At 49.1% G+C, this 19,907-nt stretch carries 19 protein-coding genes, 2 tRNA genes and 2 pseudogenes; 18 read left to right on the forward strand and 5 right to left on the reverse strand.

The genetic code is table 11. The features are described from left to right. Window positions 1–63 precede the first annotated feature (63 nt). Window positions 64–1,363, reverse strand: a pseudogene (locus DS743_RS03625) (RNA-guided endonuclease InsQ/TnpB family protein). Between the two features lie 367 nt (window positions 1,364–1,730). Here DS743_RS03625 and DS743_RS03630 point away from each other — a divergent pair. Beyond that, window positions 1,731–1,955 carry a hypothetical protein gene (locus DS743_RS03630; RefSeq protein WP_035185531.1) on the forward strand — a complete coding sequence of 75 codons (225 nt, stop codon included), beginning with the start codon at window positions 1,731–1,733 and terminating at the stop codon, window positions 1,953–1,955. 110 nt (window positions 1,956–2,065) lie between these two features. On the opposite strand, the gene DS743_RS03635 is transcribed toward DS743_RS03630, so the two are convergent. Further along, entirely contained in the window at window positions 2,066–2,770 is a 705-nt protein-coding gene (locus tag DS743_RS03635; protein WP_035183045.1) for an MgtC/SapB family protein, read from the reverse strand. A gap of 128 nt (window positions 2,771–2,898) precedes the next feature. On the opposite strand from DS743_RS03635, the gene DS743_RS03640 reads away from it, so the two are divergent. From DS743_RS03640 to DS743_RS03665, 7 genes are all read left to right on the forward strand, one after another. Beyond that, window positions 2,899–2,971: transfer RNA gene (locus DS743_RS03640), tRNA-Thr, on the forward strand. 193 nt (window positions 2,972–3,164) lie between these two features. Continuing rightward, entirely contained in the window at window positions 3,165–3,530 is a 366-nt protein-coding gene (locus DS743_RS09215; protein ID WP_307722555.1) for a helix-turn-helix domain-containing protein, read from the forward strand. A 27-nt stretch (window positions 3,531–3,557) separates the two neighbouring features. Beyond that, window positions 3,558–3,989 (forward strand): hypothetical protein, encoded by a 432-nt coding sequence (locus DS743_RS09220; protein ID WP_307722556.1) that lies wholly within the window; start codon window positions 3,558–3,560, stop codon window positions 3,987–3,989. 143 nt (window positions 3,990–4,132) lie between these two features. Further along, window positions 4,133–4,342: a hypothetical protein gene (locus DS743_RS03650; RefSeq protein ID WP_181406083.1), complete on the forward strand. Its 210-nt coding sequence runs from the start codon at window positions 4,133–4,135 to the stop codon at window positions 4,340–4,342. A 191-nt stretch (window positions 4,343–4,533) separates the two neighbouring features. Further along, window positions 4,534–4,606, forward strand: a tRNA-Thr gene (locus tag DS743_RS03655). A gap of 134 nt (window positions 4,607–4,740) precedes the next feature. After that, window positions 4,741–5,379: an ABC transporter ATP-binding protein gene (locus tag DS743_RS03660; protein ID WP_035185530.1), complete on the forward strand. Its 639-nt coding sequence runs from the start codon at window positions 4,741–4,743 to the stop codon at window positions 5,377–5,379. Beyond that, a complete protein-coding gene (locus DS743_RS03665; protein WP_035185528.1) occupies window positions 5,376–6,143 on the forward strand; it encodes an ABC transporter permease in 768 nt (255 codons plus the stop codon). The genes DS743_RS03660 and DS743_RS03665 overlap by 4 nt, the downstream gene beginning before the upstream one ends. Window positions 6,144–6,416: 273 nt before the next feature. Here DS743_RS03665 and tnpA read toward each other — a convergent pair whose 3' ends face one another. Further along, complete coding sequence (tnpA, locus tag DS743_RS03670) at window positions 6,417–6,872, reverse strand: IS200/IS605 family transposase (protein ID WP_035185526.1); 456 nt, start codon at window positions 6,870–6,872, stop codon at window positions 6,417–6,419. Between the two features lie 193 nt (window positions 6,873–7,065). On the opposite strand from tnpA, the gene DS743_RS03675 reads away from it, so the two are divergent. Continuing rightward, the gene (locus DS743_RS03675) at window positions 7,066–8,367 is read left to right on the forward strand and encodes an RNA-guided endonuclease InsQ/TnpB family protein (protein WP_181406084.1); all 1,302 of its coding nucleotides are present in this window, start codon (window positions 7,066–7,068) and stop codon (window positions 8,365–8,367) included. A gap of 386 nt (window positions 8,368–8,753) precedes the next feature. On the opposite strand, the gene DS743_RS03680 is transcribed toward DS743_RS03675, so the two are convergent. Further along, window positions 8,754–9,908 (reverse strand): SLAP domain-containing protein, encoded by a 1,155-nt coding sequence (locus DS743_RS03680; protein WP_035185525.1) that lies wholly within the window; start codon window positions 9,906–9,908, stop codon window positions 8,754–8,756. A gap of 260 nt (window positions 9,909–10,168) precedes the next feature. Between DS743_RS03680 and DS743_RS03685 the strand changes: the two genes are divergently transcribed. From DS743_RS03685 to DS743_RS03695, 3 genes are all read left to right on the forward strand, one after another. After that, entirely contained in the window at window positions 10,169–10,690 is a 522-nt protein-coding gene (locus tag DS743_RS03685; protein ID WP_003612732.1) for a GNAT family N-acetyltransferase, read from the forward strand. A gap of 398 nt (window positions 10,691–11,088) precedes the next feature. Next, a complete protein-coding gene (locus DS743_RS03690; protein ID WP_035185524.1) occupies window positions 11,089–11,922 on the forward strand; it encodes a pyridoxamine kinase in 834 nt (277 codons plus the stop codon). A gap of 33 nt (window positions 11,923–11,955) precedes the next feature. Then, a complete protein-coding gene (locus tag DS743_RS03695) occupies window positions 11,956–12,513 on the forward strand; it encodes an ECF transporter S component (protein WP_003622076.1) in 558 nt (185 codons plus the stop codon). A 26-nt stretch (window positions 12,514–12,539) separates the two neighbouring features. On the opposite strand, the gene DS743_RS03700 is transcribed toward DS743_RS03695, so the two are convergent. Then, on the reverse strand, window positions 12,540–15,305 hold the full coding sequence (locus DS743_RS03700) for a DUF3427 domain-containing protein (protein ID WP_035185523.1): 2,766 nt from the start codon (window positions 15,303–15,305) through the stop codon (window positions 12,540–12,542). A gap of 148 nt (window positions 15,306–15,453) precedes the next feature. Here DS743_RS03700 and DS743_RS03705 point away from each other — a divergent pair, with 148 nt between their 5' ends. The 6 genes and pseudogenes from DS743_RS03705 (at window position 15,454) to DS743_RS03730 (ending at window position 19,542) form a co-directional block, all read left to right on the forward strand. Next, entirely contained in the window at window positions 15,454–16,164 is a 711-nt protein-coding gene (locus DS743_RS03705) for a DUF975 family protein (protein ID WP_035185520.1), read from the forward strand. An 89-nt stretch (window positions 16,165–16,253) separates the two neighbouring features. Beyond that, window positions 16,254–16,733 (forward strand): YcxB family protein, encoded by a 480-nt coding sequence (locus tag DS743_RS03710; RefSeq protein ID WP_035185518.1) that lies wholly within the window; start codon window positions 16,254–16,256, stop codon window positions 16,731–16,733. A gap of 90 nt (window positions 16,734–16,823) precedes the next feature. Continuing rightward, complete coding sequence (locus DS743_RS03715) at window positions 16,824–17,252, forward strand: Rrf2 family transcriptional regulator (protein WP_003612742.1); 429 nt, start codon at window positions 16,824–16,826, stop codon at window positions 17,250–17,252. Between the two features lie 138 nt (window positions 17,253–17,390). Then, window positions 17,391–18,236 (forward strand): NAD(P)H-binding protein, encoded by an 846-nt coding sequence (locus tag DS743_RS03720; protein WP_035185515.1) that lies wholly within the window; start codon window positions 17,391–17,393, stop codon window positions 18,234–18,236. A 76-nt stretch (window positions 18,237–18,312) separates the two neighbouring features. After that, window positions 18,313–18,504 (forward strand): annotated as a pseudogene (gene thmT, locus DS743_RS03725) (2-hydroxymuconate tautomerase); the annotation flags it as partial. Between the two features lie 465 nt (window positions 18,505–18,969). After that, window positions 18,970–19,542, forward strand: coding sequence for a hypothetical protein (locus tag DS743_RS03730; protein ID WP_035185513.1), 573 nt, complete (start codon window positions 18,970–18,972; stop codon window positions 19,540–19,542). Window positions 19,543–19,907 lie beyond the last annotated feature (365 nt).

The following is a 19,907-nucleotide window of genomic DNA, read 5'->3' on the forward strand; positions in this document are numbered from 1 at the left end:
GGTACAGCCAACCCGCATGACTAAGGCCAGGGCCTTAGCCATTAATTCTCCTTTCTTTAATATTTATAGTGCATGATTTAATTCTGGGTACTCAGTCAGCGCTAAAAGACTAAGCATCGCATTCTTATCTCGATCTACGACCTTATTGTAGTTCGGGCATTTTTCGTTGTAGCAGACGTACTCATTGTGTTTAGTACCATGCTTCTTGTTTCCATAAAGGGTGATCTTGTCATCACCTTTTTTGACATTGCCACAGGCCGCACAACGCTGAGTAGACGGATACAGCTTATTTGCCAGGATAAGTTCCTTACCATACCAATCGCACTTGTAGGTCAAGATCTGCTTAAACTTGCCAAACATCGACCGATGAACACCCTTTGAAGCCACGTGGCTCATCAGCATGCCCTTAACCGACAGATTTTCGATCACGATCTTGTCGTAGTCATTAACCAGTTCGGTCGTAAATTTGTGCATCAAGTCGTTTTGGATATTGCTTGCCTTGCGATAGCACGCTTGAAGCTTGGCTTTCGTCTTCAAGTAGTTCTTGCTTTCGCAAGCAGCTTCTCCATTTTGGACTCGCTTTTTTGGCAAGCTGCCTTTGATTGTGCTTGATTTTTTTATAAATTCTATCAAGCTTCTTAGGCAGTACGTTCACCCGGCCACCCGTGTAATCAAAGTGACCAACATTGACGTCAACCGCGGTAGCTTTACCTGTTTTGTCTGGCAGCTTAACATCTTCAGCCTTGATCTTATACGGGATAGCAACGTAATAACGGCCTTTTTCTTTGAAGTAGCTGACAACACCAAATTCATCTGACAAAGGCTTTTCGCTCAGCTTAAAGCCACGCCATTGATCTTTCGGAACTCTGCTTCCTCTTGCCCGTTCCAAATAAAGAATTCCATCTTTGATCTTGCTTCGGTCGCTTTTGAAACCTTGTCTGGCTTCCCGTTTCGACCGAAATTTTGGTTTGCCCCAGCCTGGTTGGGCCTTATCAAAGAAATTGTTCCAAGCCTTGCCCAGGTCGGAAATTGCCAGTTGCAGAATCCGGGCTGACTGTGTATACTGCCAGTCTTTTTTATCGGCAACTAACATATTACGAACTCTTCGCTCACTCGGCGACGGCTTTTCTTTAAGCAACACTTTCTGCTCTTCAGTCAGCTTTTTGGAGTCGGAGGCCAAAGAAGATTTAAGTGCTTGTCTTGCCTTGTACATTTCATTCCACAAGGCAAGGCCTTGGTTCCAGCAATAGCGGCGATAGTCACAAGCTTCATCCAGAACTCTTCTCATAGTCTCGTTGGGACGTAGTTCATAGACTCTTGTCTGAATTAATTCCGCCGGTACTTCTTCTATCTGTTCCGTCATTTAATTTCACCGCCTTTTAGAACCATATCATTCTCAATCTTTGTTTCGAGGAATATTTTAGCACGTATTCCTGCAGCTTTCCAAACATATGTTTCTAAAATACAGGTGAAAGCTGTGCTCTATCTAAAAGCAAAGTCCTAGATTTCTCTACGTTAATTCTGCTTAGTACCTATCTGTTAACTCTTATATATAATCAAACATATCAAATATGTTTTTCGCCACTAGTATTACGCTCCTTAGCTAACATTGTACATTATTGCGCAAAAAGCGGGGCGGGGAAGGCTTTATGTTGATTGAATGTAATTCTTTATTTACAAAAAATTAAAGGTATATGATTATGGCATAAAAATGAAAGGAGATGAGATGAATGAAAGTTGTAACAGTTAAGTCAATCTGGCTGACCCTGCTCACGGTCTTGAGCTTTGTCCTGCCATTTTGGGGCTGGCTGCCACTGGTGTACTTGTACAGCCAACGGCAGGATCCGGACATGCAGGGGATGGAAAAGACACTTAAGCTCGCGGCTGGCGTGCAAGTAGCGTACTTGGTGATTTTGGCGGTAATCTTCTACTTCTTTGCCCCGATTCACGGTTAAAAACAGATAATTTCAATTTTTTTAGTACAAGATCTTGTGAATGCCTCCTTGTCAGCTAAGTCTTTATAGAGAAATATTTTATCACTCTGTCAGTTTTTTTCACGTGAGGGCTACTTGCTGCCGGGCGAGTAAGTGATGCGCTTGATATCCGGGTATTTGCGCAGGTTCATGATGATCTGGTTTTCATCGATCCGGCCGGCGATTTCGCCATCGCAGCTGAAAAGGACATGGTCGTCAGAGACGCTGATGATCTTGATGCTGAGCTGGTGGACCTCGTTTTTTTCCAGTTCGCTTTGAATGGTTTCCAGGATATGGGGCGTGTTGCTGGCTTCGATCAAGAGGCTGATTCTGACCTTGCGGAGCAGGTTGAGGACCGTTTCTTCCCGCAAAAAGCGCTGCACGAGCAGGATCAGGACGGCGGCCACGATTCCAATCCAGTAAAGGCCGACCCCAATCGCGATTCCGATGGCTGAAGTGGCCCAGAGTCCCGCGGCGGTCGTCAATCCGGAAATCTGCTCTTTATGGACCAGGATGGTCCCGGCACCGATAAAGGAGATTCCCGTGACCGTCAAAGAGGCGATTCGCGATGGATCGTAAGAAACGTTGCTGAAAGTGAGCATGTCGTAGAACCCATACTTGGAGACGATAGAAAACAGGGTGGAGGCAATGGCTACCACGACGTGAGTATGCAGGCCCGCGCTCTTTCTCTGTGTTGCCCGCTCAGAGCCAATCAGGCCGCCGCAAAAGGCGGACAGCAGGATCCGCAGAAGCCAGACCAGTTGAAAGCTGACAGGTATGCCGGTAAATTTTTCCATATTTTTCCTCCTTGCTGATTTTAGTTCTTTCGGCGCAAATAAGCCGAAAAAATAAAAAATTTCCAAAAAGACTTGCAAAAGTCTGCAATTAATGATTAAATTAGTAACTGTGTTAAGGCACACGAGTTGCTGACTTAGCTCAGTTGGCAGAGCACTTCACTAGTAATGAAGGGGTCGGAGGTTCGAATCCTCTAGTCAGCATTATACAGATTCTTGTTTACTATTAAACTTTATTTATCAGCGTTTTGCAAAGATAAATAAAGTTTTTTGTAATATCGATCTATTGACAGTTTATCAGAATGATAAGTCAGCAGCAGAAAATATGGAATCGTTTAATAAAGGGACTGTTAACTAGCTAGCTAACAGTCCTTTTTTTGACGAAAGGGAAGATTTGATGAAAATTGGCGAAGCACTGCGTAAAAAAAGATTGGAACTAGGGTTGACCCAGCAAGAAATGTGCGAAGGCATCCTTAGCCGACCTTTTTATGCAAAGGTTGAAAGTGGAAAAAATCGGATTAACGCGGAAAGCTTGTTCAAAATATTATTCGCGCGGCAAATCGACCTTGTCGAATTTGGCAAGCTGGTTCAAGGAACGTACGATTCGGCAGAAAATAAGGCTGAGAAGCGGTATCAAAGCCAGATGAACGTGGCAGTAAGTACCAAAGATCTTAAATTAATGGAAAAATACTGTCAGGACATAATTGAGTCGTCGAATGATGAAATCTTACAATTGCGTGCTTTGGTATCTTTGGCTTACTAATTGGGAGGCCTTAGCAAGGAAATTCGCGTGAAAATAAAAGAAAAATTCGATGAGGGGCGCAATTGGACCAAACGGCCAGAATTGCTGGGATTGCTTGCGAATACCATGCTTTTATGGGACCAAGATGACTTGAACTATTGGATTGGCGATCTGCTTAAGAAAGCCAAAAAAGAAGCAGTTTCAGATTTAATACTCGAAAGATATCTCAGACTGTTTGAAAATTATTTGGTTATTTGCTATGAACGGAAAGCAGATGGAAAAGAGTATCAAAAAAATTGCGTTGATGAAGTGATCAAATACATCATTAGCGTTACGGAGCCCTTTCAGCTGATGATATATAGGATTACGGCACTTTACTTGCATGCTTTGCTCACAGATCAAAAAGGCAAGGCCCAAAAAATCAAAAAAGATATGGAAGCTTATGGCTATGGAAACGCAATTGCCAGTTGGCCTGAATAGCTTGTAACAAATATGATACAAACTGGATCCCGAACAAGTGACTAATGTTAGAATCAATGAATAAAATCGTTAGAGTAAAAGAACGATTATTATAGGATTCCAATCCCTAAACTTTCAGATTGTCCAACTTGTGGCAAAACAGTATGATTACAGTAAATAAAGAGAAATTAATTGAACGAGCTGCTTTGGTGGCTTCTGGCGTAGATGCATTAGGTACAGGGTCTTTTGTTAGTATTTCTACTATTTTCTTTTTGACAAATAGTCATGTCACTGCGACGGTTATTGGTATAGGACTGACATTGTCTGCAATATCTGGCATGATCGCTTCTGTACCAATTGCGACTGTCCCGTAAAGAGATCACGCCGGCAAGCAGTCTCAGCAGTCTTTGCACGGGGCATGAAATCAGCAATTTTGGGATCGGCGAGCTCCTTTTCAAGCTGTTTAAGTAGTTGTCTGCCTAAAAAATCAACTTTTTTCGCGAAAGCTCTTGTCAAGGACACGATTTTATGGTTTAATTAATAACTGTGTTAAGGCACAAGAGTCGCTGACTTAGCTCAGTTGGCAGAGCACTTCACTAGTAATGAAGGGGTCGGAGGTTCGAATCCTCTAGTCAGCATATTTTAACCGTCACCTGCAGGGTGGCGGTTTTTTCTTGCCTAAAATCCTTCAAGCTTTTATAAAAATTGCTTCATCCTTTTTGGACTATAATGTAACTGCAGTATAAAAATTACAGAAATCAGGAGGAAGAAAATGGCACTCATTGAACTCAAGCAGGTGTCCTACCGGGCAGGTGACCAGGAAATCCTGCAAGACGTCTCCTTTGCCGTGGAGGAGGGGGACTACCTCACCTTGACCGGACCGTCGGGCAGCGGGAAAAGCACGACTTTGAAGCTGATCGCGGGCTTGATCTCACCTAATAAGGGGGAGATTTTTTACAAGGGGCAAAATCTTGATAGCCTGGATCTGGTCCAGTACCGCCGGCAGGTGTCCTACTGCTTTCAACAGCCAACCTTGTTCGACGAAACGGTTAAGGCCAACCTGGCCCTGCCTTTTGCCATCCGCAAGCAGGACTTTGCTGAAAAGCGGGCCCAGGAAGCTTTGAAGCAGGTAGATTTGCCAGCTGACTATTTGGATAAAAAGATTACCACCCTGTCTGGCGGGGAGAAGCAGCGGGTGGCTTTGATCCGTAATCTGCTTTTCCGGCCGGAGCTCCTCCTGTTGGACGAAGTGACGACCGGGCTGGATGAAGAGAGCAAGCAAATCGTCCATCAGCTGATCGCCCGAGTGCACCAGGAGGGAACCACGATCGTGCAGGTGACCCATGACCAAGAGGAGCTGGCCGCTTCCAAGCAGCTCCTGCACATGGAAAAAGGAGGAGTTTTGAAATGAAAGAAATAGCTGTCAGCGATCTGTCATTAATCTTGTCTTTTGCCCTGGTCCTGGTATCCGTGGCGATTTCCTGGAAGGAAAAGCTGGGCTTGACCAGGGACATTTTTTACAGCGTGGGTCGGGCTATCGTCCAGCTGGTCATTGTCGGCTACGTCTTGAAGTTCATCATGCAGGTCAACAATGCCCTTTTGACCCTCTTGATGACCTTATTTATCATTTTTAACGCGGCTTGGAACGCCAATAAGCGGGATCCCAACCCGAAGCGCCAGCTCTGGCAGTCAATCATGGCCCTTTTGATCGGGACTTACACCACCTTGGGCGTATTGCTGCTGACTCAGACGGTGAAGCTGAAGCCGATGCAGATCATTCCGATTACGGGGATGATTGCCGGCAATGAGATGGTGGCTATGGGTCTGTGCTATAAGGTTTTAGCCACGGGTTTCCATGACCAGCGCCAGCAGGTTTTGGAAAAAATCGCCCTCGGGGCTGACGTGAAGACGGCCAGCATGACCATCCTGCGGCGGAGCATCAAGACTGCCATGCAGCCGACGATCGACTCAGCTAAGACGGTGGGGCTGGTCAACCTGCCGGGGATGATGTCCGGGTTGATTTTTGCCGGCGTGGATCCAGTTTATGCAATCAAGTACCAGATCATGGTCACTTTCATGCTTTTGTCAGCGACTGGCCTGGGCGCCGTGATCGCGGGCTACCTGTCCTACCGCAACTACTTCAACAAGCGGAGCCAGCTGCGGGAAGAGCAGTAGCGATGTTAGAAAAATATTTTACCTGGCTGGCAGAAGTACTGTTAATCATAGTAGTAGGCTTGGTCTTCATAACTCTCCATTCTCTCTACTATAGTTATGGCATGATGATTTTTGGTGAGCATTCCGCGGCAGCAACTGAAATGTTTTGGGAAAGCGAAAAGCTTTGGAGTAGCATTTACACTGTCGCGGTGATAGTCATTGCTGTAAGCACGCAAATCGTCAGATCTTTTAATGATCAATTCACTGGCCGGCAAGCCCGGAATTTCACCTATTTTAATGGGTGGATGGATAGGGCTTGCCGGCCTTTTTTGCGTTGTAGATCTGGTCGTTGATGTATCTTCCTACGGTATACTTTGACATGTTTCCAACTGTCCCTATGTAGTAGCTTGATGACCATAAATGTCCGCCCCAGCATTCCTGCTCTCGGATTTCTGGATGCTTGCGCAAAAACGCATATCCAGTATTCCCCTTCAGTGCCTTCACCACTTCACTGATAGATTTGGATGGCCTAAAGGATATCATGGCATGAACGTGATCCGGCATGACTTCCAGCTTCTCAATTCTTATGTCATTTCTGGATGCTGCTTTGAGAATGAGCTCTTTCATCTCGCTTGCCAGGTCCTCAGTTGTAAATACCTGATTGCGGTATTTGGTGCACCAGATCAAGTGATAGTGACAGTTGTAAACATAACGCTGCGCGTATACCGCGTCTTGTATCTTATCAGCCATTGCAAATCTCTCCTTATCTACTTGCCCTAAGCTTTAGGCCATATAAAAAGCGGGCATTGAATCACCTTTTGTGCTACAATTATAGCATAGAATCGAGATGAAAAAGATGGCCAAAAAGAAGGAAAAAGCTAAGGCTTCAAAAAGCAAAAAGATAGCTAAGGTCAAAGACGAAAAGAAGCAGCGCGAAAAACTGATAATTCCCATGACCGAGCTGCCATATCATCTTGGCCTCAAAATGCGGATCTATCCAAGCAATGAGCAGAAAAGACTGATCGCCATCAACAGCGGCGTCAGCCGGTCTGTCTACAACAAGCTGATCGTCATCAACTCTGAGCTGAATCAGCTTAAAAAGGTCAATACTTACGTCAAGCTCGTAGCTGACAGAATCGAAGCACTTGAAGAGCGCAAACGCAAGCTTTCCAAGTACTACTTCTACATGAACTCAGAAGACGTGGACAGCTTGACCATCGCACAAGCGAAGCGCTGCTACAGTGCTGCCTGGAACATGTACTTCAAGGTGCACTCTTCTGGCCGGCCAAAATTCCATAAGAAGGGCGTGAATGACGGCTATCAGACATCTTGTTCATACGACAGCAAGAAAAAGAATATAGAAAACTGCACTCCGTTTTCTGGGACGGTGCGCTTTCTTGACATGAAGCACGTCAAGCTTCCAAAGCTGGGAAGAATCAGAATCAGTGGATCAAGCTACCGCAAGGTTCTTGCTCACAATCCAAACTTTAGAATTGGCACTGCCACTATCAAGTACGATGCCTCTGGCTACTACCTGTCCCTTCAGATTGGCGACGTGGTTCCTTTCAAGAGCCAAAAGCCGAAGACGGACAAGACGACCGGCATTGACCTCAATCTTGACAATTTCTTGACTGATTCAGACGGGGTGGTCGTGGACAATCCACGCTTCTACCGCAAGTCTTTGAAACGCTTGAAGAGGCTTCAGAGACGGGCATCAAGAAGACAGACCCGGGCCAAAAAAGAAGGCCGGAAGCTCTGGCAAAGCCGAAACTATCAAAAGGCCCGTCTTCAGACATCTCGCCTGCAAAGAAGAGTTCGCAATCAAAGAGATGACTTCCTTCAGAAGCTCAGCACGGCATACATCAATAACCACGATGTAGTTGTGCTTGAGAATCTGAGAGGAAAGAATCTGTTAAAAAATTATGCCTTGGCCATGTCGATTTCAGACGCGGGCTGGACCAGCTTTCAGAGAATGCTTGAATACAAGGCAGACCTCTATGGCAAGACCTATTTGGAAATCGACAAGCGCAACACGACACAGAGCTGCAGCAGCTGTGGGTCAATCATGGGCCACAACGGCCATGAGAAGCTGACTTTGAAGGACCGGGAGTGGGACTGCCCAATGTGCGGGACACACCACATCCGCGACTACAACGCGGCTCTGAATATCTTGGAGAAAGGAATTGCCAAGCTTTCGGATCAAGAATACAAGATAATACCGTACGATTCGGAAGCTGCAAGCTGAAGCAAATCGCACAGTCTATAGTAGAAAGAAAGAGCCCCAGGCAACCCGAGGCTCTCTAATATAAGTTTGGTAATTGGATGATCGCTGCACCCGCAAATCATCTGTATCTGACTAGTGTGAGCTGGGACGCCTTTAGGCATCTCTCGACTTGCAAGCCTCGGACTTCAGTCCGAGGTTGGTTGACAAGGAGTAAGAAGTAACTGGAGGATGCCTAAGTTATGAGCAGCGATGAGTGCATGGCTTGATGCAATCGAAGCAATGCGATTGTCGAATTATCCCTCCTTTTGCTGACCAAGTATTACCGCTAATTTTTTATGAAAAAAGCTCTAACTGCCTCTGTGGCAATTAGAGCTTTGTTTGTTTCTAAAATTAATTCGCGATCCGGCTTACTTAACGTTGCCTGCCTTGATGTAACGGCCGACATTGATCCGGTAGTAAGTCTTCTTACCGATCTTCCGCTTGCCGCCGTAAGTGAAGACCTGCTTGCCCTTCTTTAAGGTAGCAACTGACTTCACCCGCTTGCCCTTGCTATTGTAAGTCCAAGCATTGTGAACCAGCTTGCGGGCAGTACCATCAACGTTGTTGATCTTGATGTACTGGTTGGTCCCGATCTTGTAGTAGTTGTTGCTGCCGATCTTGACGATCCCGCCGATCACGTAAACGTAAGTGTACGCGCTCTTGTAAGCACCGGTTTTCTTGCCGGCGGAAGTGTAGACGTAAGACTTAGACATGATCTTCTTCTTAGTCTTGCTTACAGGTGCTTGACTGGCTGGCGTCTTAGATGGGCTTGATGAAGAACTGGATGATGAGCTGGAGCTGATTGACAGAGGCAAAACTGAGATGTTCCCGTCAACATTCAGCCCCTTCCAGTTTTCAGTGAACTGCCAGATGATGACCCCATTCATTGACGGGAAGTATGAAAAGTCTGGCGCGTCGATCCGGCCTGAGCTGGTGTAGTAGGCTACCCACAATGAGTTAGGGTAGGTTGACGTAACCGCGCTCATGTTGATCGCGTTGTTCAAAAGGTAAGAACCAGAGTAGAGCAATGGCTGGTAGCCAGCTGCCTTAACCTTCTTCATGAAGGCTATAATGGCGCTGGTATTAGCACTTCTGCTCCCGCTGGTTGAGTTGCCGCTGCTGGTTTCCCAGTCACAAGCCAGGTATGAGCCTGCTGGCAGGCTGACTGCCTTGGCGCTGGCGATAGCGTAGTCCGCTTCACTCTTAGCTCTGGATGAGCTGGAACCGAAATTGGCGAAGTGGTAGGCCATTGGCAACAGTTTGTTGGCCTTGGCGCTGGCTACTTGTGCCTTGGCGTTTGGATTCCGGTAGCTGGTGCCTTCGCTTACCTTGACAATGACGAACTGAGCGCCCGCCTTGCTGTACTTGGTCGTGCTGGTTGGCTGGTAGCTTGACACGTCAACCCCATAAGAACGGCTGCTGGCGCTGGTCGTGCTGGCCTGTGCCAGGCCGGCGAAGCTCATGCTTACAGCTGCCGTTAATGTGGAGATTAACGCAAGCAGTTTAAGGTGTTTAAACTTCATGTATCTGGTACTCCCATTAAAAAAGTGTGTGATTGAAAATGCTCAAAATAAGTGGTTTGTTTTGCAACAATCCTCATTATATAACTGCAATGTTACAAAACCTTGACACAACCTTTTCTAATTCTTAAATAATATCACAGTTTTTAGCACTGAAAAGGCTTCCCTTTAAGCAGATCGTTTGAGCTTGCCTGCCGACTTATGTAAAATACCCTTTGTCGTTGTCATTGAACCAGTAATATAGATAAGGGAGCGAATAGGAAATGCAGATTAGAAAAGCAGAATTGAAAGATTTTGACCAGGTGATGGCGATCCTGCAGGACGGGCGCAACCAGCTGGCAGAAAGCGGGATTGACCAGTGGCAGGGGGACTACCCGAACCCTGACCACGTCCGCCAGGACATCGAGAATGGCTATGCCTACCTGGCCAAGGCCGACGACGGGGAAACAGTCGGGACCTTGACCATTATTCCCGCGCCGGACCACGCTTATGATCAATTGGACGGGCACTGGCAAATCGACACGAATGACTACGTTACCATCCACCGGGTGGCCATCCACTCTGACCACACTGGTCACGGCTATGCTTCTCAACTCTACCAGGCAGTGATCAACTACTTCACCAGCGGCTTCAATGACATCAAGTCCGTCAGAGTCGACACCCATGAGGATAACCTGCCCATGCAGCACTTGATCGAAAAGAGCGGCTTTAAGCGGGTCGGCACCCTGCATGGGGTCTACCGGGAAAACGAGACCAGCTACGTTTACGAACTTCTGACTGTTTAAATTATGCTTACTAAGTAATAAGTAAGTCGCATAAGTAAACAGCTTAAAAATAATAGCTGTTTTGAAATTCGTAAGGAAAAGATCATACTTTCATCACAACTATCTTGTATTATTAGTTTCGTAGCTTGAGGTTGTGGAGAGCCGCAAGTTGCAACATCCAAATTTCTTTTATTTTTCTTTCCTCAATGTAACATTGCATTGAATTTTATACATACACAACACATTCCTAACCAAAGTCAGTTGTTCTTCTAAGCAACTGGCTTTTCTTGTGCTCTGAAAATGAAAATGCCCGTGTTATACTAGTTATTACCAGATTAGAAAAAAGTTTCGCAATAATTACTTTCATATTTTTTAAGCAAGCATATAATAGAGCTACTGAGCAATAAGGAGGAGCCAAAGTGAAATCGGTCTTGATCAGTCAAGATCTATCCTGTGTTGGTCAAGTCTCGCTGGCGGTCGCCTTGCCCGTGTTAGGGGCCAGCGGCCTGCAGACCGCGGCTTTGCCAACGGCAATTTTGTCAACGCATACGGGCGGGTTCGGGGAGAACACCTTCCTGGACCTGTCGGCCAGTCTGCCAGATATTTGGGCGCACTGGGACAAGGAAAAGATCTCTTTTGACGCCATCTATTTGGGCTACCTGGGCCAGGCGGCCAGCCGGGTCTGGGAGAAGGGGCTGGAAGAATACAGCCGGCAGGGGAAACTCATCCTGCTGGACCCGGCTATGGCTGACCACGGCCGTCTCTACCGCGGCTTTGATGACAGCTATGTTGTCCAGATGCAGCGCTTGGCCCGGCAGGCAACGATTTTGACGCCCAACTTGACCGAAGCCCTGCTGCTCTTGAATGAGCCGGTGGACTTTACTGAGGTTGACAGCCACCGGGCCTGCGTGATCACCCAGCGCCTGGCCCAGAAGTTTGCCCTGTCCCAGGTGGTTTTGACCGGGGTGCCCCTGGCCGACAACCGGATCGGGGTTTACGGGCTCAGCCGGGGCGGCCGGGTTTGGGAAAGGACCCAGGACCGGATTCCGAACAGCTATTTTGGCACGGGGGACCTTTTTGCCAGCAGCCTCTTGGCCGGCCTGCTTCACGGGCTGGACTTGGAACAGGCAGCTGGCGTGGCCAGGGACTTCGTGGCCAAGGCAATCCTGGCAACTGATTTGGACCAGGACCAGCGCTTTGGCCCTAATTACGCGGCGGCCCTGCCTTGGCTTTTGCAGCAATTGCAAAATTAGTGCATTGATCATCTGTTTTAAGGAGGGGAAATAATGCGCGATGAACAGAATTCTTTAAGAGCAGTCGTGATGACCGGCTTGTTCGCGGCCATGATTTATATCGGCATCTGGGTCCTGCGGATCCCGCTGCCGGCAGTCGTTGGCCGGCCTTTCATCCACTTCGGCAACACCTTGACGGCCGTGGCCATTCTTTACCTGGGCTTCCGTAACGGCGCCCTGGCGGGGATCATCGGCCTGGGCGGCTTTGACATCCTCAACGGCTACGCGGCTACCAGCTGGCTGACTATGCTGGAAGTCGTAGTCGTGGCTGCCATTTTGTCCGCGGTCTACAAGGGCATGAAGTACAACGACAGCAAGAAGAACATCATTATTTTGGCGGTCATCGCCGGGGTAACCAAGATTTTTACCTCTTACGCGACGATGGTCGTGGCTGCCTTGATGGCCGGGACGGCATTGCAGCCAGCCCTGGTCGCGGCCTTTCTGAGCCTGCTGGCCACGGTGATCAACTCCTGTTCAACCGCGGTCTGCACGCCGATCCTCTACTTTGCCTTGAAAGATATTACCGTCCGCGTCATGAAGCGGGCACACTAAAAGGCTTCCCGGCTGGGAAGCCTTTTTTAATTGCTGAAAAGCTGGTCGGCGATTTTGGCTGGCAGGGGATCAGGCAGAACCAAATCTAGGCCGACCGCGCTCTTGCCCTTGAGATTTACCTCGCGGACCGTGGCAGGGTCGATTTTCGCTGAGCCCAGGTAGTAAAACTTTGGGCCGTAGGCATCCGCCCGCTTGACGAAGACCGGAATCCGGGTGACTTGCTGGCCAGATTCCGTCCCCCGCAAAAGCTGCTGGACTTCCGGGGAAGACAGGTGGCGGGGAGTTCTGGTATACCAGGCCAGGCGCTGGCCGCGTGCCTGGTTGTCATAGCGGGCATTTCTTTGCTCCTGGTCAGTTTTTTGATAAGTGATAAAAACCGGGCAGACATTGCCACTCAGCCGGTAGCCATACATGGGCCGGCTGACGTCTAGTGGCCAGTTGAGCAGGCGGCAGACCTCCTTGCGGTCGTAAGCCGCGTAGAGGGTGAAGTCTTGAGTCGGGTCTTTTTCTTTGGCGAGGAAGAGGCCAGTTTCGACCGCGTCTTTAAACAGACGGAGGAAGTCGGGACTAGCTTGGACGATCTGAGGATTTAAGAACCAGCAGCCGTCCTTTAAGCAGGCGACAGGCTCGCCGCCGTACTTGGCCTTTTGGCTAGTTGATCCGCTTTTGACATCATAGAAGTCCAAGGAGAGGATGGCTTCCAGAGATTTTTCCAAGGCGGGTGAGTCGTAGGCCCCGTAATTTTTTAACAGAGCTTGGTAGTCTGTCTGACTGATTTGGCCTTTTGGCAAAAGGGCCTGCAAAAGCAAAAGTTCATGTGGCCGCTGGCCTGGGGCCAGTTCCTTAGTAACGAAGGAGAGGACCTGGCTTTCGTAAGAGGACAGCTGGCAGGGCTGGCCCATTTTTTCCAGGAAGGCTCCGTAGTGGGGCAGGGACTTGTTGTCCAGCCAGAGGCGGGGTGAGACCTGGCCTTTTTTGGCGAAATCCAGCAAAAGGGGCGCCCGGCCCAGCTGCTGGGCCAGGTCCGCGTAGGCTTCCCGCAGCTGCTTGAGCGAGTCCAGCTTGACCTTGTCCAGGGAGGCCAGGATCTCCTGGCTGGCGATCCGGCTGAAGTTGATGGTGGACAGGCCGGCAAAGCTGACGGTTTGCAGCTGGTACTTCAGCTGGTCGCGGGAGAGCTTTTTCCCGGCTAAGGCCAGGGGGATCAGGTAGTTGTTCTGGTAGTTGCCGATGAAGTCCAGGACGGTGACGAAGTCCTGGCCCGGGTAGAGGCGCAGGCCCCGGCCCAGCTGCTGGATAAAGACCGTGGCTGACTGGGTGGCCCGGAGCATGACAATCTGGTTGAGGGCGGGAATGTCCACGCCTTCGTTGAAAAGGTCGACCGTCACCAGGTAGTGGAGGCGGCCGCTTTCCAGATCCTTGACCGCCTGCCGGCGGACAGCTGGGGAATCCTGGTTGGTCAAGGCCTGGGCCGGCTGGCCCTGTTGAGTAAAAGCTTCCGCCAATTGCCGGGCTTCTTCCTGCCGGCTGCAGAAGACCAGGCCGCAGGGGCGGGGACCGCTGTAGCCGTAATAATCCAGTTCTTTAAGGAGGTAGCTGACCCGCTTTTTCGCGCCCAGCCAGCGGAGGTCGCTGAAGTCATCAGAAGTCTGGCCGTCAATTTCATAGTCGCGGATACCGATATAGTGGAAGGGAGTGAGCATTTTGCTTTCCAGGGCATCGGCCAGGCGGATTTCGTAGGCTAAATTGTAGTCAAAGAGGGCAAAAATATCCTGCTGGTCCATCCGCTCTGGCGTGGCTGTCAGACCCAGGCAAAAGGCCGGGCTGAAGTGGCTGAGGACTTTTTGATAGCTGGGCGCGGCGGACCGGTGGGCTTCGTCAATCAAGATGTAGTCATAAAAATCAGCTGCCTGGCTGGCCAGGAACTGGTCCTGGGAAACGGTCTGGATGGTCGCGAAGGTGTAGCGGGCCTGCTGGTGGCTGGTCCCGGTTAAAAGGGCGAAGTCGCTGTCCTTGCCGTCGATAACCTTTTTGAAGGTCTCAAGGGCCTTGCGGGCGATCTCTTCCCGGTGGACCAGGTAGAGGAAGCGGCGGGGGACAAAGTCTTTGACCGCCAAAGCCGCCAGGTAGGTTTTCCCCGTCCCGGTAGCAGAAACGACAAGGGCCCGGCGGGCGCCGCGTTTGACTAAGGCTTGGAGATTTTCCAGGGCGGCTGCCTGCATCTGGTTGGGAACGATCTTTTCTTGTTTCACGTGTAACACAGGCTTGGCTGGCGGCTGCCAGCTTTTTTCATAGTCAGCCAGCCAGGTGTAAGTCAGGGGCTGGCTTTTGCCCGTCAAGTCCGCTAAAGCCGCGGATAGTTGCCGGGGCAAGGCCGAATCGGTTTGGGAATCGACCTTGAGGCACCATTCCTGGTTGGCCAGGAGGGCGGACCGGGTGAAGTTGGCGCTGCCGATGACGGCGGTCTGCCAGTCCCCATGGTCAAAAAGATAGCCCTTGGCATGGAAGGGACCGTCCACGATCCGGACGGTAAGATTGGAAATTTTTAAGAGCTCGGCGAAAACCCGGGGCTGGTTGAAGGCCAGGTAGGTCCCGGTGATGATGGTCCCGCGGACCCCGCTGGCTTGCAGGTCTTCCATGACCAGCTTGAAAGGGGGCAGCATGTCGGCGGTGATGAAGGCCACGGCCCAGGTAAAGGACTGGCAGGTCAGCAGCTGCCGGCGCAGGGTTTGCCAGATGTTTTCTTGCTGATTGCTGACGAGCCGGGGCGGGCTCAATGGGGAAAGTTCCATGGATTTGACCTCACTGTGGAAAGATTTTTTACCATCATAACACAAGAGAGCAGCGGGGAAGATAGGAAAAGAATTATGTTACATGTGAAACAATCAGTGCTATAATAATGATAAAAATAATAAAAGCTTTTTTACAGAGGAGAGAACAATGAAAGCGAAGGAAATCCGGGCCCTGGCCCGGGAAAACCTGAAGCAGATCCCGAAGAAGATCTATATGTCTATGGGCCTGCTTCTGGTTGTGGCAAATATCATACCGAGTGTCGTTAACCAGGTCACTGATTCCAAGTCGGGGGTTGGAGTTAATATCATCTTCTTTCTCTTGGAAATCGCGGCCGTGCTTTTGACGGCTAACGGCTACATCTTCTTTGATCGCTGGCGGAATAAGATCCAAAAGGGCGGGGAAGAGCCAAATGCCTGGTGCGGCCTAACCGGCCAGCACATTGCCCGGCTGGCGGTCTACGGGGTTATCGAAGCCTTAATTATCGTTTCCGTGACGCTGGCGATTGTCGCGGTGATCGTTGGGTTAGTGATTTCGCAAGTACCGGTAGCGGTAAGCATCATTCTTTTGATCTTGCTGGTCGTTTTGCTGGTCTGGATTGAGCTGCGGCTGACCTATGTCGTTTACGTGATCGACGATGATGTGCGGACCGGGCAGAAGCGGTCAGTTTGGGCAGAAATCGGGGCTAGCTGGAAGCTGACCAAGGGCCGGGTCTGGAAGCTGCTTTGCCTTAAATTATCCTTCTTAGGCTGGTACATTTTGACCGCCTTTACCCTGGGAATTTTGGGTATCTGGCTGATGCCATACTACAATTTGGCAATTGCCGAAACTTATGAGCAGAGCAAGGAAGATAAGTATTAGTATTAATCTGCAGACGCGCGATGGCGCGTCTTTTTTTTACGGGCAGGGAAGAATAGCTTATAATTTTTAATAGAAAGGACGTGAGGCAGATGGCACAAGCCTTATATATCAGCGAGATTCACATGGACTTGAACGAGTACACCAGGATGGCCATGAAGGTGACGGAAAAGAGCCGGCGGCGGATCATCATGATCGCGGAAGCAATCTGGATCGCGGCCGGAGCGGTGGCTTTCGCCTTGAAGCAGTATGACTTCACGGTCATGTTTGCCCTGGTGATTGCTTTTTACCCGGCGGCACTCGTCTACCTCTACAAGCGGCGGCTGAAGAAGATTTACGCGGACATGCCAGCCATCAAGGATGACTACGTGCGCTACGAATTCTACCCGGACCACTTCCTGGTTTTGACCAACCGGGGGGACGGGGAATACCGCTATGACCAGATCACCCGCTATGTTGAAACTGACGAGGAAATCATCATGATGCCGGCTCCGGACCAGGGCATGCTGCTTTTGAAGAAAAACTGCAGCCCGGACTTGATCAAGTTTTTACGGGAGAAATGCCAGCGGTAGTTTCACGTGGAACACAGCGAAAGTGGCAAATCGCTGGAAAAGCTGTTAAGATTAAGGAAACAGGCTTTTTTAAAAAGGAGCTGGTAAAAAATGAAATTTTCCCATAAATTGAGTGACGCGGTCCACCTGCTGGTCTACATCGAGATTTTTCCCGATGATGACCTGTCCAGCCGGGCGATCGCGCGTAGCATCGTGACCAATCCCAGCATGGTGCGTAGTCTGATGATGGACCTGCGCAAGGCAGGGCTTTTGAAGACCAAGCAGGGGAGCGCTGAGCCGGAACTGGCCAAGAAGCCGGAAGAGATCAGCCTCTACGATATCTTCGCGGCAGTCGGTATGGACCACCACTTGCTGCACGTCGATGAAGACACGGAGCAAAAGTGTCCGGTTGGCGGCAACATTCAAGGGCCGCTGGCTAAGGCCTACGCGGAAGTGGAAGAGGCGGCTTTTGCCAAGATGCGGGAGATCAGCCTGCGGGAAATTGTCGACCAGATAAAAGAAGACGGGCAGCTTGCCTAATTACGTCAGCGAAAGCTGGCGTTTTTTTATGGAAATAGATGTTGACTTTAAAAATACACGTGCTAGAATTACTGTAGATTTAAAAATAACAAGTAAACGAAATAGAAAAAAGAGAAAAAGAAACTAACGGAGGCAATTATGAAGTACGCTATTTCAGCGGCTACTGGCAACTTCGGCCAGACCGCGGTCAAGAATTTGGTTGATGCAGTTGGGGAAGAAAATGTAGTGGCGATCGTCCGCAACGAAGAAAAGGGGAAGCAGCTTTTGCCAGCTGGAATTGAAATCCGCCAGGCTGACTACGGCGATGAAGCAGCTGTAGAAAAGGCCCTGGCTGGCGTGGACAAGTTGCTCTTTATTTCCTCTCAGCCAGGCGGGGCAGTAACTAGAGCTGACCAGCACAAGAATGTGGTTGAAGCTGCTAAGAATGCCGGCGTTGGCTACGTGGCTTACACCAGTTTCCCGAAGGCCAGTGAAAGCGACAACTGGCTGGCAGCTGACCACAAGCTGACGGAAAAGCTGCTTAAGGAGAGCGGCCTCAAGCACTCCTTCCTGCGCAACAACTGGTACCTAGAAAACGAAATGACTTTCCTGGCTCCAGGTCCGGCAAACCGGCTTTACTGGGCTAACAACTTTGCCGGCTGGGCATCGGAAAGTGAATATGCCGTGGCAGCGGTTAAGGTTTTGACCAGTGATGATCCAAAGGAAGTTTACGAATTTGCCGGCCCGAAGCGGAGCTACCAGGACCTAGCAGCGGCCTTGAACGTGGCAACTGGTGAAGAAGCAGCAGCCAAGCAGGTCAGCCAGGACGAGTACGTGAAGGCCTTGGAAGGCCTGGGCTTGGATCATGATACGGCGGCAATGTACGCTGCCTTCCAACAGCCAATTGATGATGGTTCATTGACGGAAGAAAGCAGCGACCTGGAAGAAGTTCTGGGCGGCTTGACTCCGCTGGACCAGGCAATCAAAGAACTTTTGGCAAAGTAGCTTTGGCAGGTACTTTTTTTCTAAAAAAGCAAGTATAATGTAGGAAAAGTTACTTGTTTTTGAAAAAAGGAGCAAAACAATGCCATTTGTACACATTGAACTCTTGGCTGGCCGGACGCCAGAACAACTGGAAAAGATGATGAAGGACGTGACCCGGGTGATCTCAGAAGACACTGGCGCGCCAAAGGAACACATCTCCGTGATCATCAACGAACTTGGCAAGCAGCAGCTGGCTCAAGGCGGCGAATGGAGAGAACCACAAGCCTAAAGATTTTGACTCACCCAAGGCGGGTGGGTCTTTTTTTCGGGAAAATAACAGGTGGGAAATAATGTGCAAAGTGAATCAAAAGGGAAGGAGGGCTAGAGAAGCAAAGGATGAGGGGGCTTTCTTAAAAGAAAAAATCTTAGCAAAATTAATATAATAGTTGGCTAAACTTGGTATAAATTTTATGATAAGATAATAGGTGAAAAGTGAGTAGAAAACAGCGAATGAGGCGAAAGCGGAAGATAAAACGCAACAACACAGTACTAGAAAGCCAGCACTGACAAGGAAGGGTCAGGGCTGGCTTTTGTTTTCGGAAAGAAAAGGGGGCTGGGGGCTGCTGCGCTGCCGTTTTTTCATTATGAATAAATCGTAATAAAGTCGAAATCGCGCCAGACCAGGCTTTTACCGCTGCCGGCTGCAAAAAAAGTTCCTGGCACAGATAATGTGTCACGAACGGAGGTAGTAAAAATGATTACCAGTATCAAACTTTTGGAAGCTAATCAGATCCTGGCCCAGGTCTTGGACAGCGAGAGGGGCAGTGAGATCAACGTCAAGAAGTTCTGCAAGCTAGCTGCCTGCTCACGGCCAACCTTTTACGCCCACTATGGCAGCATGCGGCAGCTCAGTGCGGAATTACTGTTAAAGAAGCTAGACCAGCACTTGTACTTTGCCACCAGTGATTATGGCAATGGCCTTAAGAGGCTATTGACCTATATGGAAAAAGACAGCTGTTTCATTTTAAACCTGCTGGCCTTGATTGATGCGGAGAAGGGGAAAATCAAGGGCAAGGAGTTTGCGACCCGTTTTCCGCAGAAGGTTGAATGGCTGCTGCGAAAGAAGACAGTTTGCTATGTTGATGCTCATTCCTTAAGCGGGGATTATTCGATTAAGACCTTGAACAATGCTGCCCACATCATCTACGCGATCCTGTACGAGTGGCTGGCTGAAGGCCTGCAGCTAAGTGCGCGGGATGTTTATGACCGCTGCCAATTGGCGATTGATATTGTCGAGGAGCAGACAAGTAAGAAAGCGCTTTTGTAATTCAAAAAGAAAAAAGCAAAAAACTTTTAGAAAAAATATCAGTCAAAAATCCATCGTTTCCGAACAAAGAAAGCAGAAATAAAGTGAAAATGACTACTAGTCTTGATATTCCCGAACGAGACCAGGCCCCGCCTTATCACAACTCTACCGGGTGTTCAGAATGTAAAGCGAATGAAAAGGCTGATTTGACCTTTCAAAAATAACGAGTATACTAGTATTTGTTGCCGCGTGAGACAAGCAAGTCTCGCGGAGGCAAAAAGAAAACATCGAAAACTTGTTGACAAGAAGTCAACAAGCGAGTAAGATATAAAACGTTGCGTCACTAAGACGCAAGTTGGTACTTTGAAAACTGAACAAAGTTTCGC

Origin of the sequence: Lactobacillus leichmannii (genome assembly GCF_024701915.1) — a bacterium.
Taxonomy (GTDB): domain Bacteria; phylum Bacillota; class Bacilli; order Lactobacillales; family Lactobacillaceae; genus Lactobacillus; species Lactobacillus delbrueckii.

Coding starts and splice junctions, on each gene's coding strand:
- DS743_RS03650 (WP_181406083.1), top strand. CDS start 4,133: ATGATTACAGTAAATAAAGAGAAATTAATTGAACGAGCTGCTTTGGTG.
- DS743_RS03685 (WP_003612732.1), top strand. CDS start 10,169: ATGCAGATTAGAAAAGCAGAATTGAAAGATTTTGACCAGGTGATGGCG.
- tnpA (WP_035185526.1), bottom strand. CDS start 6,872: ATGGCTGATAAGATACAAGACGCGGTATACGCGCAGCGTTATGTTTAC.
- DS743_RS03700 (WP_035185523.1), bottom strand. CDS start 15,305: ATGGAACTTTCCCCATTGAGCCCGCCCCGGCTCGTCAGCAATCAGCAA.
- DS743_RS03695 (WP_003622076.1), top strand. CDS start 11,956: ATGCGCGATGAACAGAATTCTTTAAGAGCAGTCGTGATGACCGGCTTG.
- DS743_RS03630 (WP_035185531.1), top strand. CDS start 1,731: ATGAAAGTTGTAACAGTTAAGTCAATCTGGCTGACCCTGCTCACGGTC.
- DS743_RS03715 (WP_003612742.1), top strand. CDS start 16,824: ATGAAATTTTCCCATAAATTGAGTGACGCGGTCCACCTGCTGGTCTAC.
- DS743_RS03710 (WP_035185518.1), top strand. CDS start 16,254: ATGGCACAAGCCTTATATATCAGCGAGATTCACATGGACTTGAACGAG.
- DS743_RS03665 (WP_035185528.1), top strand. CDS start 5,376: ATGAAAGAAATAGCTGTCAGCGATCTGTCATTAATCTTGTCTTTTGCC.
- DS743_RS03635 (WP_035183045.1), bottom strand. CDS start 2,770: ATGGAAAAATTTACCGGCATACCTGTCAGCTTTCAACTGGTCTGGCTT.
- DS743_RS03660 (WP_035185530.1), top strand. CDS start 4,741: ATGGCACTCATTGAACTCAAGCAGGTGTCCTACCGGGCAGGTGACCAG.
- DS743_RS03680 (WP_035185525.1), bottom strand. CDS start 9,908: ATGAAGTTTAAACACCTTAAACTGCTTGCGTTAATCTCCACATTAACG.
- DS743_RS03720 (WP_035185515.1), top strand. CDS start 17,391: ATGAAGTACGCTATTTCAGCGGCTACTGGCAACTTCGGCCAGACCGCG.
- DS743_RS03730 (WP_035185513.1), top strand. CDS start 18,970: ATGATTACCAGTATCAAACTTTTGGAAGCTAATCAGATCCTGGCCCAG.
- DS743_RS03705 (WP_035185520.1), top strand. CDS start 15,454: ATGAAAGCGAAGGAAATCCGGGCCCTGGCCCGGGAAAACCTGAAGCAG.
- DS743_RS09215 (WP_307722555.1), top strand. CDS start 3,165: ATGAAAATTGGCGAAGCACTGCGTAAAAAAAGATTGGAACTAGGGTTG.